Origin of the sequence: Micromonospora sp. NPDC048894, from assembly GCF_040649765.1 — a bacterium.
In the GTDB taxonomy this organism is placed as follows: Bacteria; Actinomycetota; Actinomycetes; order Mycobacteriales; family Micromonosporaceae; genus Micromonospora; species Micromonospora antibiotica.
Map to the genome: position 1 here is coordinate 110,148 of NZ_JBEZFY010000004.1, position 14,098 is coordinate 124,245.

Genomic DNA, 14,098 nt, shown 5'->3' on the forward strand with positions numbered 1-14,098 from the left:
CCCGCCACCGCGCCCGGTCGGCTCTGGCCCGCCACCGCGCCCGGTCGGCCCCGACTGGCCACCGCGTCCGGCCGGCCCTGGCCCGTCACCGCGCCCGTCGGGTCATCCGGCACCACGCCGGGCGGCCGGGGGCGGGGGTGGCACGGTGAGCTACGCCAAGGTGCACGCGGTCGGCCTGGTGGGGGTCACCGGCCACCTGGTCGAGGTGGAGGCGGACCTCTCCCCCGGGCTACCGGCCGTGGTCATCTCGGGGCTGCCGGACACCGCCCTGCACGAGGCCCGGGACCGGGTCCGCGCCGCCGTGGTCAACTCCGGCCAGCGCTGGCCCAACCGCCGGATCACCCTCAACCTGCTTCCCGCCACGCTCCCCAAGTACGGCTCGGCGTTCGACTTGGCCATCGCGGTCGCCCTGCTCGGTGCCGCCGGTGAGCTGCCGCTGCTGCCTATGGAGGGGGTGGTTGTCCTGGGCGAGTTGGGGCTCGACGGCACCGTCCGCCCGGTCCGCGGCGTGCTGCCGATGGTCACCGCGGCGGTACGCGCCGGGCTGGGCCGGGTGGTCGTGCCGGTGGGAAACGCGGCGGAGGCGGCGGTGATCCCGGGGGTGAAGGTGCGCGCCGTCGACACCCTGCACCGGCTCGTCGCCTTCGTCCGGGACGGCGCTCCCCTGCTGGAGCCGCCGCCGGCTGCTCCCGCCGGGACGCCGTCCGGGCCGGATCTCGCCGACGTCGCCGGGCAGGGGCTGGGTCGGCGGGCGTTGGAGGTGGCGGCGGCCGGCGGGCACCACCTCTGTCTGCTGGGGCCGCCCGGCGCCGGCAAGACGATGCTCGCCGAGCGCCTGCCGTCGATCCTGCCGGAGCTCGACGACGAGGCCGCGTTGGAGGTCACCGCACTGCACTCGATCGCCGGCACACTGCCACCTGACGGCCGGTTGCTGCGTCGGCCGCCCTTCCAGGCACCCCACCACTCGGCGACCGTGCCGTCGCTGGTCGGCGGCGGCTCGGGGCTGGCCCGGCCGGGCGCGGTGTCGCTGGCCCACCGGGGGGTGCTCTTTCTCGACGAGGCAGCCGAGTTCAGCAAAGGAGCCCTGGAGGCGCTGCGCCAGCCGTTGGAAAGTGGGCAGGTCCATCTCACCCGGGCCCGGGGCAGCACCCGTTACCCGGCCCGGGTTCAGTTGATCATGGCGGCCAATCCCTGCCCCTGTGCGAAGCCCGGTGGCGACTCGCTCTGCGAGTGCAGTCCGCTGGTGCGACGGCGCTACCTCGGCCGGCTCTCCGGTCCCCTGCTCGACCGGATCGACGTACAGGTCAGGGTGCTGCCGGTACGGGCGGCCGAACTGATGGGCGTCGACCCGGACGGCGAACCGTCGGCGGTGGTCGCCGCCCGGGTGGCGGTGGCGCGCGCGGCTGCCGCCGAACGGTGGGCCCCGGTCGGGCACCGGCTCAACGCGGAGGTGCCGGGCCCGCTGCTGCGCCGACCACCGTGGCGGCTCGCCGCCCAGGCCACTGCCGAACTACGGGGGCGGCTCGACCGGGGCTCGCTGTCGGCCCGGGGCTTCGATCGCATCATCCGGCTCGCCTGGACGATCGCCGATCTTGACGGCCGGCCACGGCCCGATCTTGAGGACGTCCGGGAGGCCACCGGCCTGAGAACGGGGGAGGAAGTGTGAACAGCACCGAGGATCTGCACGCCCGGGTGGCACTGACCTGGCTGACCGAGCCGGGCACCCGGTTGGTGCACCGGCTGGTGTGCCGGCTCGGTCCGGTCGCCACGCTGGACCTCCTGCTCGACGGTGGGGCACCCGACGAGACGTTGCGGGCGGCGGTGGCGGCCCGGCTGCACGCGGGCGACCCCCGGGCGGCAGCCGCCGAGGCGGTGGCGCTCACCGACCGGCTCGGCGCGCGGATCGTCTCCCCGCACGACGACGAGTGGCCCGCCCCGCTGGGCGACCTGGAAGGGCTGGTGCTGCCCGGGGCGAGCCGGAAGGTCGACCGGGAGACCGCCCCACCGCTCTGCGTCTGGGTACGCGGCGGGTGGCCGTTGGCCCAGGTGCTGGACCGCTCGGTGGCGGTGGTCGGCGCGCGGGCCGCCACCGGGTACGGCGTACACGTCGCCACGGAACTCGGTTACGGCCTGGCCGACCGGGAGTGGACGGTGGTCTCCGGCGGCGCGTTCGGCATCGACGCCGCCGCCCACCGGGGCGCGTTGAACGCCGGTGGGGTGACGGTGGCGGTGCTGGCATGTGGGGTGGACCGCCCCTATCCGATGGGCAACTCCGCCCTGTTCGACCGGATCGCCGAGACCGGGTTGTTGATCAGCGAGTGGCTGCCCGGTGCGGAGCCGCTGCGTCCCCGCTTCCTGATCCGTAACCGGGTGATCGCCGCCGGCACCCGGGGCAGCGTGCTGGTGGAGGCGGCGGCCCGCAGCGGCGCAGCCCAGACCATGCACCGGGCGATCGCCCTGCGACGACCGGCGATGGTGGTGCCCGGCCCCGTCACCTCGGCGCTGTCCGTCGGCGCGCACGAACTGCTCCGTGAATACGAGCGCACCCGACTCGTGACCGGGCTGGCGCACGTGCTGGAGGAGGTGGGCCGGATCGGAGCGGACCTGGCACCACCCGCCCGGGGCGCGGACCGTCCGACGGACGTCCTCGACGACGAGGCGGCCATGCTGCGCGAGTCGATGCCCCGGCGCGGTGCGATCGGCGCGGACGCGCTCGCCGCCCGGGCCGGCGTGCCGATCCGCACGGCGTTGCGCAAGCTCGCCCTGCTGACGGAGCTGGGCCTGGTGAGCCGGCACGACGACGGCTACACCCTGGTCCGACGGTAGGCGGTCGACACGGCGGCTCTCCGGCCACGCCGCTGCGCACGCACCGGTCAGGCCAGGACCGCGCAGACGACCACCGGGCGCTCCGGCCGTCGATCGCGCTGGCCCGAGAGCAGTACGAATGCGATGATCGCTGCCGTGTCGATACCCCGCCGTTCCGCGCTCGGTCTAGGATTCGCCGCCGCCCTCGGGTTGGCCGGTTGCGCACCGAACCCACCTGCCCGGACTGCGGGAGCCTGGGCCACTCCCGCACCGGGCGACGGGGCACAGGGCGGCCAGGGCGCGGCGGCGACCGGCCGACCGGGAGCCACAGCCCGGCGTTCCGCCCCGACCGCAGCCGCGAAGCCGCGCACGCTCGCCGCGGCACTCCAGCGGCACCTCCAGCCGACCCCGGAGAACCCCAAACACCCGACGTACGCCGGGGCGGTGGTGCTGGCGGTGACCGACGGTGAGCCGACCGACCACCTGGCGGTCGGTGAGGCGCTGCGTTACGGGGCCGGCCCGGTGCTGCTGCCCGCGGCGAAGCGGGTCGCCATGCGTCCCGACTCGATCTTCGACCTGGCCTCGCTCACCAAGGTCTACACCGCGATCCTCACCCTGCAACAGGTCGACAGCGGCCGGATCGACCTGGACGCGCCCGTGGTCCGCTACCTGCCCGAGTTCACCGGCACCGGCAAGTCCACCGTCACCGTGGCGATGCTGCTGGCCCACACCAGCGGCCTGCCGGTCGGTGCGAAGGTCACCGGTTACGCGACGATGGCGCAGCGGTGGCGTGCGGTGCTGGCCACGCCACTGGTCAGCGGCGCCATCCCGGGCACCAAGTTCCGCTACTCCAGCGTCGGCCTGATGGTGGCCGGGAAGATCGTCGAGAAGGTCACCGGGCTCAGCCTCGACCGGGCCCTGAAAACCAACCTGACCACCCCGTTGGGGCTGCGCCACACCGGGTTCAACCCCAACACCTGGCTCGGCACGGCCGACCGGGCCAACCGGCTGGTCGCCACCGACGCCCGCTCCTCCCGGGGGTTGTTGCGGGGCGTGGTGCACGACGACGTCGCCAACCATCTCGGCGGCATCGCCGGCCACGCCGGCATCTTCGCCCCCGCCGAGGAGGTGGCGGTCATCGGGCAACTGCTGCTCGACGGCGGCAGCTACGGCGGGAAACGGATCCTCGCCGAGAGCACCGTCGCCCGGATGCTGCGCAACGCCAACACCGGGCTGCCGGCCGTCGACCCGGACCGGCCGGGCCGCACCTCCGACCACGGCCTCGGCGTGGTGCTCAACCAGCCCTGGTTCATGGGCAGGCTCGCCCGACCCACCACCTTCGGACACACCGGGTTCACCGGCACCTCGTTCCTGGTCCAACCCGACCGCCGCCGGGTGCTGGTGCTGCTCACCAACCGTGCCCATCCGAACTGGAGCTGGGCCGACCCGGACCCGGCCCGGGTCGCCGTGGCCGACACGTTCGCCTGACCCCGGGGGACCACCCACCTCCCCACCCGCCGGTCATCCCTGCGGCCAGCTTCGCCGGGCCCGTCGGGGCTGCCAGTCGCCCTCCGCCCGCCGGCATGCTGCTCCCGCCGGCCCTCTCCCCCACCAGCGCGCTCCCCCCGCCAGCCCTGCCGCCGGCCCATCCCTGCCGCCGTCGCGCTCGCTCCTGCCGCTGGCGTCGGTGCCCGTAAGCTGGGTCGGTGGATCCGGACCCGAGGGCAGGTCGGCGGCCGCCGCACCCCGGCAGCGTCCACCGGCCGGTCTCGGCACGGGCGTGGCGATGAGCCGGCGAGCTCCGGGCACCCGGGTCACCCACCAGGCCCTGCCACCGGCCATGCGGGACGCCGTGGACGAGTTCGCCGCGCACCTGGCCCAGGTGCGCAACCGGTCCCCGCACACCGTCCGGGCGTACGTCGCCGACCTGGTGTCACTGCTCGACCATGCCGTCCGGATGGGCTGTGCCGCACCCGGCGACCTGGACCTGGGCGTGCTACGCAGTTGGCTGGCGAAGCAGCGGACGACCGGCACGGCCGCCAGTTCGGCGGCCCGTCGAGCCGCTGCGGTGCGGACCTTCAGCGGGTGGGCCCACCGCTGCGGTCTGCTGGTCACGGATGTGGCCGCCCCGTTGGCCACCCCGAAGACGCGTCGGGAGTTGCCGGTGGTGCTCCGGGCCGACCAGGCCGCCACCCTGGTCGAGGCTCCGGGTCGGGGTCGGCCTCCCACCCCGGGCAGCGGCGGGCCCGCCGTCCCGGGCCGCGGCGACACCCCCGACGAGGGGCCTCCCACCCCGGGCGACAGCACCTCTCCCGCCTCGGACGACAGCACCTCTCCCGCCTCGGACGACAGCACCTCTCCCGCTTCGGGCGGTAGCGGACCTACCGCTTCGGGCGAGGGCGGACCTACGTCCCCGGGCGGGGGCGGGGGCGGAGCCGTCGGGTCGGTGGCCGGGGCGGACGAGCCGCTGCTGTTGCGCGACCGGGCGTTGCTGGAACTGCTCTACGCGACCGGCGCGCGGATCAGCGAGGTGTGCGGGTTGGACAGCACGGACGTCGACCACGACCGTCGGGTGGTCCGGGTCCTCGGCAAGGGCAACCGGGAGCGCACGGTCCCGTACGGGCTGCCGGCCCAGCGGGCCGTCGACAGGTGGCTGGCGGTCGGCCGGCCCGCACTGGCCGGCCCGGACTCCGACCGGGCACTGTTCCTCGGTGCCCGGGGCGGCCGGCTGCACCCGACGATGGCCCGGCGGATCGTCGCCGGCTGGGCCAGAGCCGCCGGGCTGCCTCCGACCAGCCCCCACGGGCTGCGCCACTCGGCGGCAACCCACCTGCTCGACGGCGGCGCGGACCTGCGGGCGGTGCAGGAGCTGCTGGGGCACTCGTCCCTGGCGAGCACCCAGATCTACACCCACGTGTCGGTGGAGCGGTTGCGTGCCGCCTACCGCCAGGCCCACCCCCGGGCCTGACCTGCCAGCCGACCAGCCCCGGCCCGGCCAGTCCCGCCGGCCCCGGCGCGTCAGGTCGGCGTAGACCACCGCGGGTAACTGGCCGGCCCGCAGGACCGACCGCCGCAGCGAGGGGGCGTCGGACCACAGTGGCCGGCGACGATCGGTCCTCCGGGCCCCGGCGTGCGGGCTACGATCACCGGATGAGCGTCCCGCCGCCGCCCGAGTCGATTCCCGGGGCCCGACTGCTCTTCACCCTCGACCCCTCGGTCAGTTATCTCAACCACGGGGCGTTCGGCGCGGTGCCGGTCGGGGTGCAGCGGACCCAGCAGCGGTTGCGCGACGAGATGGAAGCCAACCCGCAGCGCTTCTTCGGCCAGTCACTGACCGACCGGCTCGCCCACACCCGGCGGCACCTGGCCGCTTTCCTCGGTGCCGATCCGGAGGGCACCGCCCTGGTCGGCAACACCACCACGGGGGTGGCCGTCGCCCTCCAGTCACTCGGTCTGCGCCCCGACGACGAGGTACTCAGCACCGACCACGGGTACGGCGCGGTGCACCTCTCCGTCGCCCGGGAATGCCGCCGGACGGGTGCGACCGCCCGTAGCCTGCACCTGCCCCTGTCGGCCAGCGACGCGCAGCTCGTGGAGATCGTGCGGGCCGGGCTGCGCCCGGGACGGACCCGGTTGCTGCTGGTCGACCAGCTCACCTCGGCCACCGCCCGGTTGCTGCCGGTCGCCGCGCTGGTGGCCGTGGCCCGCGAACACGGCGTCGCCGTGCTGGTGGACGCCGCGCACGTGCCCGGGATGCTGCCCGTCCAGGTCGACGCGATCGGGGCCGACTTCTGGGTGGGCAACCTGCACAAGTGGGGGTTCGCGCCCCGTGGCACGGCCGTCCTGGTGGTCGCCCCACGGTGGCGGGACCGGATCGAGCCGCTGGTGGTGTCCTGGCAGCAGGCGAGCGGTTTCCCGGGCAACGTCGAGTGGCAGGCCACACTCGACTACACGGGTTGGCTGAGCGCCCCGGCCGGGCTCTACACATTGCGTAGCCTCGGGCTGGAGCGGGTCCGCGCGCACAACGCGGCACTGGCGGCGTACGGGCAGCGGGTGGTCGCCGACGCGCTCGGGGTGCCGCCGACCGACCTGCCCGACCCGGGCGGGCCGGGGGTGGCGATGCGGATCGTGCCGTTGCCACCGGGCGTCGCCGGCACGTTGGAGGCCGCCGGTGCGTTGCGGGCCCGGATCGCCGACCGGCTCGCCGCCGAGGTGTCGGTGATGGCCTGGAACGGGCGGGGGTGGCTCCGGCTCTGCGGTCAGGTCTACAACACCCCCGACGAGTACGAGCGGTTGGCCTCCCGGCTGCCGGCGTTGCTGGTCCAGGGGTGACGGGGCTCCTGCCGGGCGCTGACCGCACCGGCAGGGTGGCCGTTCGTCCCGCCGGGCGATCCCGTCCGGCCCCTGGTCCCACCGCTGACCGGTGTCGAGGGCGCCAATCCGGACCAGCAGGGGGCCGCCGCGCCGGACCAGCAGATGGTCAGCGCCGGGGGCGGCATCCGGGGTGAACCGGTCGGCGGAGTCGCCGGGCCCGTCGACCCGGAGGAGACCCACCTCGGCGGGTGTCGCCACCGGGAGCAGCCGGACCGGGCCGAGCCCCAGCAGGGCCAGCGGGTCGAGGTATTCCTGGCCCCGCCGGACCCCCCAGTGCAGGCACCCGCCGGTCGGGGTGGACACCCCCGCCACGGGGCAGCCCGGATGCCCGCCCAGCAGCACACCCAGCGGTGCGCCGCCCGCCACGACGTCGCCGGGGAGCACCTCGGGGCGGACCGGTTCGTAGGTGGTCCGCAGCCCGCCGGAGTGGCCGACGGTGACCACCGGGCGGCCGGCGACCATGCCGGCGAACAGCACGGTGCCGGCTGCGGCGGCCCGGACGGCGGCCCCGGGTACGGCGGCGAGGTCCACGCCCCGGTGACCCGCCAGCCAGGGCAGCGGAGGCGGGTCGAACCGGCGCACCGGCCGGGGTGGCCCGTCGAGTGGCCACCGGAACACCGGGGCCGGCCCGGCCCGGACCGGGGCGGACGGGGGTGGGGTGGACCGGGGTGGGGTGGACCGCCCGGGAACCCAGTGGGGGCCGAACATGAGCACGGCGGCCCCGAGGGCCACCACCTGCCGCAGTGTTGTGCGCATCACCGCAGCATGTCGGGGCCGGCGGACCGACGCCACGGACCGGCTGTCCGCTGTGGATGACGGGACCGGCTGTGGAAAACGCCCACCCGGCCTGTCGCTCTGCTATGCCCCTGTGCCGGCGTGCGGGCGGCGGTCGGGGAGAGCGCAGGGGGACGGCCGTGGTCCGGCGGTGTCGGCCCCGCAGCGGGGCTAGGCTGGCGGCATCGCAGGCGGGCGCAGACCGGGAGGCCACCGATGACCACCATCAACGAGGTGAGCCGACCGTCGCGGGTCGCCGGGCCGGACGAGGCGATCAGCGCGGAGGAGCTGCAACTGGCTGCCCGCAACCACGGCATCCCACTCGAAGCGTTGCGCTACGACGTCACCCCGGCCGGCCTGCACTACCTGCTCATCCACTACGACATCCCCGACCTCGACGCGGTGACCCACACGCTGACCGTGGACGGCGCGGTACGTCAGCCGCTCCGGCTCGGGCTGACCGAGCTGCGCGAACGCCCCCGGGTGACGCGGCGGGTCACGCTGGAGTGCGCCGGCAACGGGCGGGCGCTGCTGCACCCCCGCCCGGTCAGCCAGCCGTGGTTGGTGGAGGCGGTGGGCAACGCCGAGTGGACCGGCACCCCGTTGGCGCCGTTACTGCGTGAGGCCGGGATCGCGCCCGACGCGGTGGACGTGGTGTTCACCGGCGCCGACCACGGTGTGGAACGCGGGGTGGAGCAGGACTACCAGCGGGCCCTGCCGGTCGCCGACGCGCTGCGCGACGAGGTGCTGCTGGCGTACGAGATGAACGGCGCTCCGCTGCTGCCCCAGCACGGCGCACCGCTGCGGCTGATCGTCCCCGGCTGGTACGGCATGGCGCACGTCAAGTGGCTACGGTCGATCAACGTGCTGACCGGGGAGTTCGACGGCTACCAGAACGCGGTGGCCTACCGGCTGCGGCGCGACGCCGACGACCCGGGTGTGCCGGTGACCCGGATCGAGCCCCGGGCGCTGGTCCGGCCGCCGGGCTTCCCGGACTTCATGTCCCGCAGCAGGGTGCTGCGTCCGGGGCCGTGCACGGTGGACGGACGTGCCTGGTCGGGGCACGCCCCGGTGGTCGCGGTGGAGGTGACCACGGACGGCGGGGTGACCTGGACGCCGGCCGTCCTGGACCCGCCCAGCGGTGGCGAGTGGTCCTGGCGGCGCTGGCGGTACGAGTGGACGCCGCAGCCCGGCCGGTACGCGCTGGCCGCGCGGGCGACCGACGCGTCGGGGCGTACCCAGCCGGTGGAGCAGCCGTGGAACCGGGGTGGTTTCGCCAACAACCTGGTCCAACGGGTCGACGTGCTCGTCGTCGAGGAGTGAGGTCGGCGGCAGGGTGAACAACCCTGGCCCGGTGTCGGCGGGTGGGGGCCGACGCGGGGCGGGGGGTCAGCTACCGAAACCCGAGTCGGCGGGCAGCGAGATATCGGGCTTCTCCAGCTCCTCGACGTTGACGTCCTTGAACGTCATCACCCGGACGTTCTTGACGAAGCGGGCCGGACGGTACATGTCCCAGACCCAGGCGTCGTGCATCTCGACCTCGAAGTAGACCTCGCCGTCGGAGTTGCGCACGTGCAGGTCCACCTGGTTGGCCAGGTAGAAGCGGCGTTCCGTCTCCACCACGTAGGAGAACTGACGGACAATGTCGCGGTACTCCCGGTAGAGCTGCAGCTCCATCTCGGTCTCGTACTTTTCGAGATCTTCCGCGCTCATCGCACTCCGCCTTCCATGACCACATCTTCCCCCACCGGTGCCGGAGGCCGAGGCTGCTCGCCCAACGCCACGCCGACGGTACCCCCTGCCGTGCCCGAGCGCTCCATCGGCTCGGGAGCGGCTGCGCCGAGCGGCCGACGGGCCCGGGGCGGGGCACCCTCCCGGCCCGACACGGCGGCCACATTGACGTACGAGAACCGGTGCTCCACGCAGGGCCCACGCTCGCGCAGCGCCTCGGTGTGCTCGGCCGTGATGTACCCCTTGTGCTCGGCGAAGCCGTAGCCCGGGTGGTGTCCGTCCAGCTCCACCATGATCCGGTCCCGGGTGACCTTGGCCAGTACGCTCGCCGCCGCCACGCAGGCCGCCACCCGGTCACCCTTCCAGACCGCCAGCCCCGGCACGTCCAGCCCGTCCACCCCGAAGCCGTCGGTGAGCACGTACTCCGGTCGGGTGGTCAGTGAGGCCAGGGCCCGGCGCATCGCGGCGAGGTTGCACACGTGCAGCCCCCGGGCGTCGACCTCCTCGGCCGGGATGACCACCACCGCGTACGCCAGGGCACGGGCGACGACCTCGGCGTAGACCCGCTCCCGGCTGGCCGGGGTGAGCAGTTTGGAGTCGGCCAGCCCCTCGATCTCGCCGCGTCGTCCCTCGGGGAGCACCGCGGCGGCGGCCACCAGCGGGCCGGCGCAGGCACCCCGGCCGGCCTCGTCCGCGCCCGCGACGTGCCGGAAGCCGCGCCGTTGCAGGGCCCGTTCCAGCGCGTAGAGCCCCCCGTCGCGGCGCACCACCGTGCGCGGCGGGGTCAGCACGACGCCTCCGGGGCCGGGGCGGCGGCCAGCACCTGGGTGAGCAGGGCGGCCAGGTCGGCCGGGTAGCACCGCTCGGTGGTGTCGGCCAGCTCGGCCGCCGACCACCAGCGGTGTCCGGTGACGCTGGCCCGTTCGATCTCGTCGAACCCGGCCGTGTCGACCTCCCAGGTGGGCACCCGGACCACGAAGAACTCCTGTTCCTGGCGGTACCACACGCCGTCGAAGGGAAACTCCACCGTCTCGGAGCGGACCGACCCGCCCAGCTCGGCCGGGGTCAGCCGCAGCCCGGTCTCCTCGGCCAGCTCGCGGGCCGCCCCGGCCGCCGGGGACTCCCCCGGGGTGAGCCCACCACCGGGGGTGAACCAGTACTGGTGACCCGGGCGGGCCGGGTCGACGCCCGCGAAGAGGAGCACCCGGCCGGACGCGTCGACGAGCAGCACCCGGGCCGCACGACGGGGGTGGAAGACGGTCACCGCATCAGCCTGCCAGACGGTGTCGACGCTCGGCCACGCCCGGGTGGTCGCGAACCGGTCAGGGGTTGGGAATCCCGTCGAACGACTTGGGCACGGTGAGCCAGGTGGCCCGGTCGAACGGCCAGAACACGGTGAAGGCCCGGCCCACGACCTCACCCTCGGGGATGGTGGCGCTGTCGATGTTGCGACCGGACTGCTGCCAGTGCTCCAGGGAGTCCCCGGAGGCCGAGCGGTGGTCACCCATCACCCAGAGCCGCCCCGCCGGGACGGTGATGTCGAACTCCTGGTCGGCGGGCTTGTCCTGCTGGCCGTTGGCGGAGTAGATGTAGGGCTCGTCGAGGGACTTGCCGTTGATCGTCAGCCGGTCCTGCGCGTCGCAGCAGACCACGTGGTCGCCGCCGACCCCGATCACCCGCTTGATGAAGTCCTCGCCGTCGGGGTTGCCACTCCACTCGGTCGGTGCCTTGAACACCACCACCTCACCCCGGTGCGGTGAGCGGAAGTCGTAGACCAGCTTGTTGACCAGCACCCGATCGTCGATCTTGAGAGTGTTCTCCATGGACGGCGACGGGATGAAGAAGGTCTGCAGCACGAATGCGCGGACCAGCACCGCCACCAGAATCGCGACGCCCAGGAGAATGGGCAGCTCCTTCCAGAAGGAGCTGCGCGGCTTGTCGGTCTGCTCGTCAATCACGGGTGGAGCCTACGTCGCCGGAGCCGCCCGGGCCGCCCGGAACGCCGGAGGCGTCCCGGCCACCCGGAGCGCCGCAGCCGTTCCCGGCGCAGGCGTGGGGGCCGCCCGGGGCCGGGGGGCCACACCCGTCGCCCGGAGCGCACGACGGCCGCGAGCAGCGCGGCGACCGGCAGGAGCAGGACCACGTCACCGGTGGGGGTCGGCCGGACCGGCGCCGGGGCGTTGGGCGCGGCAGCGGAGTCCGACAGCCGTTCGAAGGTGGCCGGCACGGGCAGCGACGCCCACCGCGACGACGGCCACACCACCATGAACGCCCGGCCGATCACGTTGTCGATCGGCACCGGCCCCTGGCAGCGGGCGTCCTGGGAGACCAGCCGGTGGTCGCCCATCACGAAGATCTGACCAGGGGGTACGACCACCTCGTCGAACCGGCGGGACCGGCACTCCTTGGGGTTCGGCGGCACGTCCAGCGGTGAGTCACGCACCACGTACGGCTCGTCCAGCGGGATGCCGTTGACCAGCACCCGACCCTGGTCGTCGCAGCACTTGACCCGGTCGCCGGGCAACCCGATCACCCGCTTGATGAAGTCCTTCTCGCCGGGGCGGCCCACGCCGACCAGGTCGCCGAGGGTTCGCCCGATCTTGCCGACGGCACCGGTCGGCGGCACGGGACTCTCCAGGGCGACCCACTTGTCGGTGCCCCGGAACACCACCACCTCACCGCGCAGCGGGTCACGTACGTCGTAGACGACCTTGTTGACCAGCACCCGGTCGCCGATGAGGAGGGTGTCCTCCATCGAACTGGACGGGATGAAGAAGGCCTGGAGCAGGAAGGTGCGGATCAGCACCGCCAGACAGAAGGCCACGATCAGCAGGAGCGGCAGCTCCTGCCAGAGGGGCATCTGCCGACGGGTGGGTCGGGTCCGCCGACGCCACGGGTCGGCTGTGCCGTTCGAGTCGAGCACCTGCACCACGCCACTCCCCGGTCCGCAGAAACGACACTACCGCCCGGGAGCCTCGTCGAGGCCCCACGGGCGGCAGCGGACGATCGGAGTGCCGCGATCTGGGTCGCGACACCACCTGCCGGACTGCGCCCGTACCGATCAGCGTAGTGCGCTCTGGTCGATACGACATCCGCGCAGGTCAGGCGGCCTGGCGAGCGGGAAGTCAGCTGGGCTGCTTCTCCCGCTTCTCCTTGATCTTGGCCTTCTTGCCGCGCAGCTCGCGCAGGTAGTAGAGCTTGGCCCGGCGGACGTCGCCACGGGTCACGATCTCGATCCGGTCGATGCCCGGGCCGTTGAGCGGGTAGGTCCGCTCCACGCCCACCCCGAAGCTGACCTTGCGGACCGAGAAGGTCTCGCGCAGACCGTCACCCTGGCGGCGGATGACGACGCCCTGGAAGATCTGGACCCGGGACCGGTTGCCCTCGACGACCCGCGCGTGCACCTTGACGGTGTCACCGGCACGGAAGTCGGGGAGGTCGGTGCGCTTCGACTGGGCGTCAAGGGCGTCCAGGATGTTCATCGCTGCGTCCTCGTGATGCTCACGGCGCACCGTCAGTCGGTGCGCGGATGGGTGATTCTGATCCCCGGTGCCGGTCGGCGGGCCGACCCTGTCCGGGGATCCTCGCAGCCGCCCACGGGCGCGGACGGATGCGGCAACCCCCCTACTTTGCCACATCCCCCGGGGGCAGCGGAAACCCACCCCGCTCCAGCGTCGCCACGTCCCGTTTGTCAAGGATCTCCGGGGGCAACGCGGCGAGCATGTCCGGTCGCCGGGTGCCGGTACGGGTCAACGCCTCGTCCCGTCGCCAGCGGGCGATCCGGCCGTGGTCGCCCGAGCGGAGCACCTCGGGCACCTCGTGCCCCCGCCAACTCGCCGGTTTGGTGTACATCGGGGCTTCCAGCAGGCCGTGCGCGTGCGACTCGTCGTCCAGCGAACCGGCGTTGCCGAGCACCCCGGGCAACAGCCGGGTGACCGCCTCCAGGATCACCAGCACCGCCACCTCGCCACCGAAGAGCACGTAGTCGCCGAGTGACACCTCGGTGACCCGCAGCCGGGTCGAGGCGTGGTCGAGCACCCGCTGGTCGATGCCCTCGTACCGGCCGCAGGCGAAGAGCAGGTGCGACTCGGTGGCCAACTCGTGCGCCATCGCCTGGGTGAACGGCACGCCGGCCGGGGAGGGCACCAGCAGCCGGGGCAGGGTCAGGCCGTCCGGAGCCAACTCGTCGGGGGCCAACGCGTCAAGCGCCTCGCCCCACGGCTCCGGCCGCATCACCATGCCCGGCCCGCCACCGTAGGGCGTGTCGTCGACCGTGCGGTGCACGTCGCGGGTCCAGGTCCGCAGGTCGTGCACGGCCAACCGGAGCAGGCCCTGTTCCCGGGCCCGCCCGATCAGGGACAGATCCAGTGGGGCGAAGTAGTCCGGGAAGATCGACACGATGTCGACGCGCATG

General features: G+C 74.0%; 13 protein-coding genes and 1 pseudogene. 6 read left to right on the forward strand and 8 right to left on the reverse strand.

What is annotated here, in order from left to right; genetic code table 11:
- Positions 1-145 precede the first annotated feature (145 nt).
- The 5 genes from AB0C22_RS10125 to AB0C22_RS10145 all read left to right on the forward strand — a co-directional run bounded on the left by AB0C22_RS10125 (position 146) and on the right by AB0C22_RS10145 (position 7,137).
- Positions 146-1,666: a YifB family Mg chelatase-like AAA ATPase gene (locus tag AB0C22_RS10125; RefSeq protein WP_208567181.1), complete on the forward strand. Its 1,521-nt coding sequence runs from the start codon at positions 146-148 to the stop codon at positions 1,664-1,666.
- Positions 1,663-2,826: a DNA-processing protein DprA gene (locus AB0C22_RS10130; RefSeq protein WP_357534542.1), complete on the forward strand. Its 1,164-nt coding sequence runs from the start codon at positions 1,663-1,665 to the stop codon at positions 2,824-2,826. Before AB0C22_RS10125 ends, AB0C22_RS10130 begins: the two co-directional genes overlap by 4 nt.
- Before the next feature lie 135 nt (positions 2,827-2,961).
- Positions 2,962-4,293, forward strand: coding sequence for a serine hydrolase domain-containing protein (locus AB0C22_RS10135; protein ID WP_308291050.1), 1,332 nt, complete (start codon positions 2,962-2,964; stop codon positions 4,291-4,293).
- A 298-nt stretch (positions 4,294-4,591) separates the two neighbouring features.
- On the forward strand, positions 4,592-5,773 hold the full coding sequence (locus AB0C22_RS10140) for a tyrosine recombinase XerC (RefSeq protein WP_357534545.1): 1,182 nt from the start codon (positions 4,592-4,594) through the stop codon (positions 5,771-5,773).
- A 182-nt stretch (positions 5,774-5,955) separates the two neighbouring features.
- Complete coding sequence (locus AB0C22_RS10145; protein ID WP_357534547.1) at positions 5,956-7,137, forward strand: aminotransferase class V-fold PLP-dependent enzyme; 1,182 nt, start codon at positions 5,956-5,958, stop codon at positions 7,135-7,137.
- A gap of 237 nt (positions 7,138-7,374) precedes the next feature.
- Here AB0C22_RS10145 and AB0C22_RS10150 read toward each other — a convergent pair.
- Positions 7,375-7,887: pseudogene (locus tag AB0C22_RS10150) on the reverse strand (peptidoglycan DD-metalloendopeptidase family protein); the annotation flags it as partial.
- A 282-nt stretch (positions 7,888-8,169) separates the two neighbouring features.
- Between AB0C22_RS10150 and AB0C22_RS10155 the strand changes: the two are divergent.
- Positions 8,170-9,276: a sulfite oxidase gene (locus AB0C22_RS10155; protein WP_219468336.1), complete on the forward strand. Its 1,107-nt coding sequence runs from the start codon at positions 8,170-8,172 to the stop codon at positions 9,274-9,276.
- A 66-nt stretch (positions 9,277-9,342) separates the two neighbouring features.
- Here the strand turns inward: AB0C22_RS10155 and AB0C22_RS10160 are convergent, their stop codons facing one another.
- The 7 genes from AB0C22_RS10160 to trmD all read right to left on the reverse strand — a co-directional run bounded on the left by AB0C22_RS10160 (position 9,343) and on the right by trmD (position 14,097).
- A complete protein-coding gene (locus tag AB0C22_RS10160; RefSeq protein WP_011905215.1) occupies positions 9,343-9,666 on the reverse strand; it encodes a DUF2469 domain-containing protein in 324 nt (107 codons plus the stop codon).
- A complete protein-coding gene (locus AB0C22_RS10165; protein ID WP_219468333.1) occupies positions 9,663-10,475 on the reverse strand; it encodes a ribonuclease HII in 813 nt (270 codons plus the stop codon). Before AB0C22_RS10165 ends, AB0C22_RS10160 begins: the two co-directional genes overlap by 4 nt.
- Positions 10,469-10,948, reverse strand: a complete 480-nt coding sequence (locus tag AB0C22_RS10170) for an NUDIX domain-containing protein (protein ID WP_357534550.1) — start codon at positions 10,946-10,948, stop codon at positions 10,469-10,471. Before AB0C22_RS10170 ends, AB0C22_RS10165 begins: the two co-directional genes overlap by 7 nt.
- Before the next feature lie 58 nt (positions 10,949-11,006).
- Entirely contained in the window at positions 11,007-11,642 is a 636-nt protein-coding gene (gene lepB, locus AB0C22_RS10175) for a signal peptidase I (protein ID WP_208567189.1), read from the reverse strand.
- The gene (gene lepB, locus AB0C22_RS10180) at positions 11,639-12,616 is read right to left on the reverse strand and encodes a signal peptidase I (RefSeq protein ID WP_357534552.1); all 978 of its coding nucleotides are present in this window, start codon (positions 12,614-12,616) and stop codon (positions 11,639-11,641) included. Before lepB (AB0C22_RS10180) ends, lepB (AB0C22_RS10175) begins: the two co-directional genes overlap by 4 nt.
- Before the next feature lie 193 nt (positions 12,617-12,809).
- Positions 12,810-13,166: a 50S ribosomal protein L19 gene (gene rplS / locus AB0C22_RS10185; RefSeq protein ID WP_007456548.1), complete on the reverse strand. Its 357-nt coding sequence runs from the start codon at positions 13,164-13,166 to the stop codon at positions 12,810-12,812.
- A 142-nt stretch (positions 13,167-13,308) separates the two neighbouring features.
- The gene (gene trmD / locus AB0C22_RS10190) at positions 13,309-14,097 is read right to left on the reverse strand and encodes a tRNA (guanosine(37)-N1)-methyltransferase TrmD (RefSeq protein ID WP_219468325.1); all 789 of its coding nucleotides are present in this window, start codon (positions 14,095-14,097) and stop codon (positions 13,309-13,311) included.
- Position 14,098: the final 1 nt, after the last annotated feature.

Excerpts from the sequence above, each read along its gene's own strand:
- AB0C22_RS10140 (WP_357534545.1), top strand. The coding sequence starts at position 4,592 with ATGAGCCGGCGAGCTCCGGGCACCCGGGTCACCCACCAGGCCCTGCCA.
- AB0C22_RS10145 (WP_357534547.1), top strand. The coding sequence starts at position 5,956 with ATGAGCGTCCCGCCGCCGCCCGAGTCGATTCCCGGGGCCCGACTGCTC.
- AB0C22_RS10155 (WP_219468336.1), top strand. The coding sequence starts at position 8,170 with ATGACCACCATCAACGAGGTGAGCCGACCGTCGCGGGTCGCCGGGCCG.
- AB0C22_RS10160 (WP_011905215.1), bottom strand. The coding sequence starts at position 9,666 with ATGAGCGCGGAAGATCTCGAAAAGTACGAGACCGAGATGGAGCTGCAG.
- rplS (WP_007456548.1), bottom strand. The coding sequence starts at position 13,166 with ATGAACATCCTGGACGCCCTTGACGCCCAGTCGAAGCGCACCGACCTC.
- trmD (WP_219468325.1), bottom strand. The coding sequence starts at position 14,097 with ATGCGCGTCGACATCGTGTCGATCTTCCCGGACTACTTCGCCCCACTG.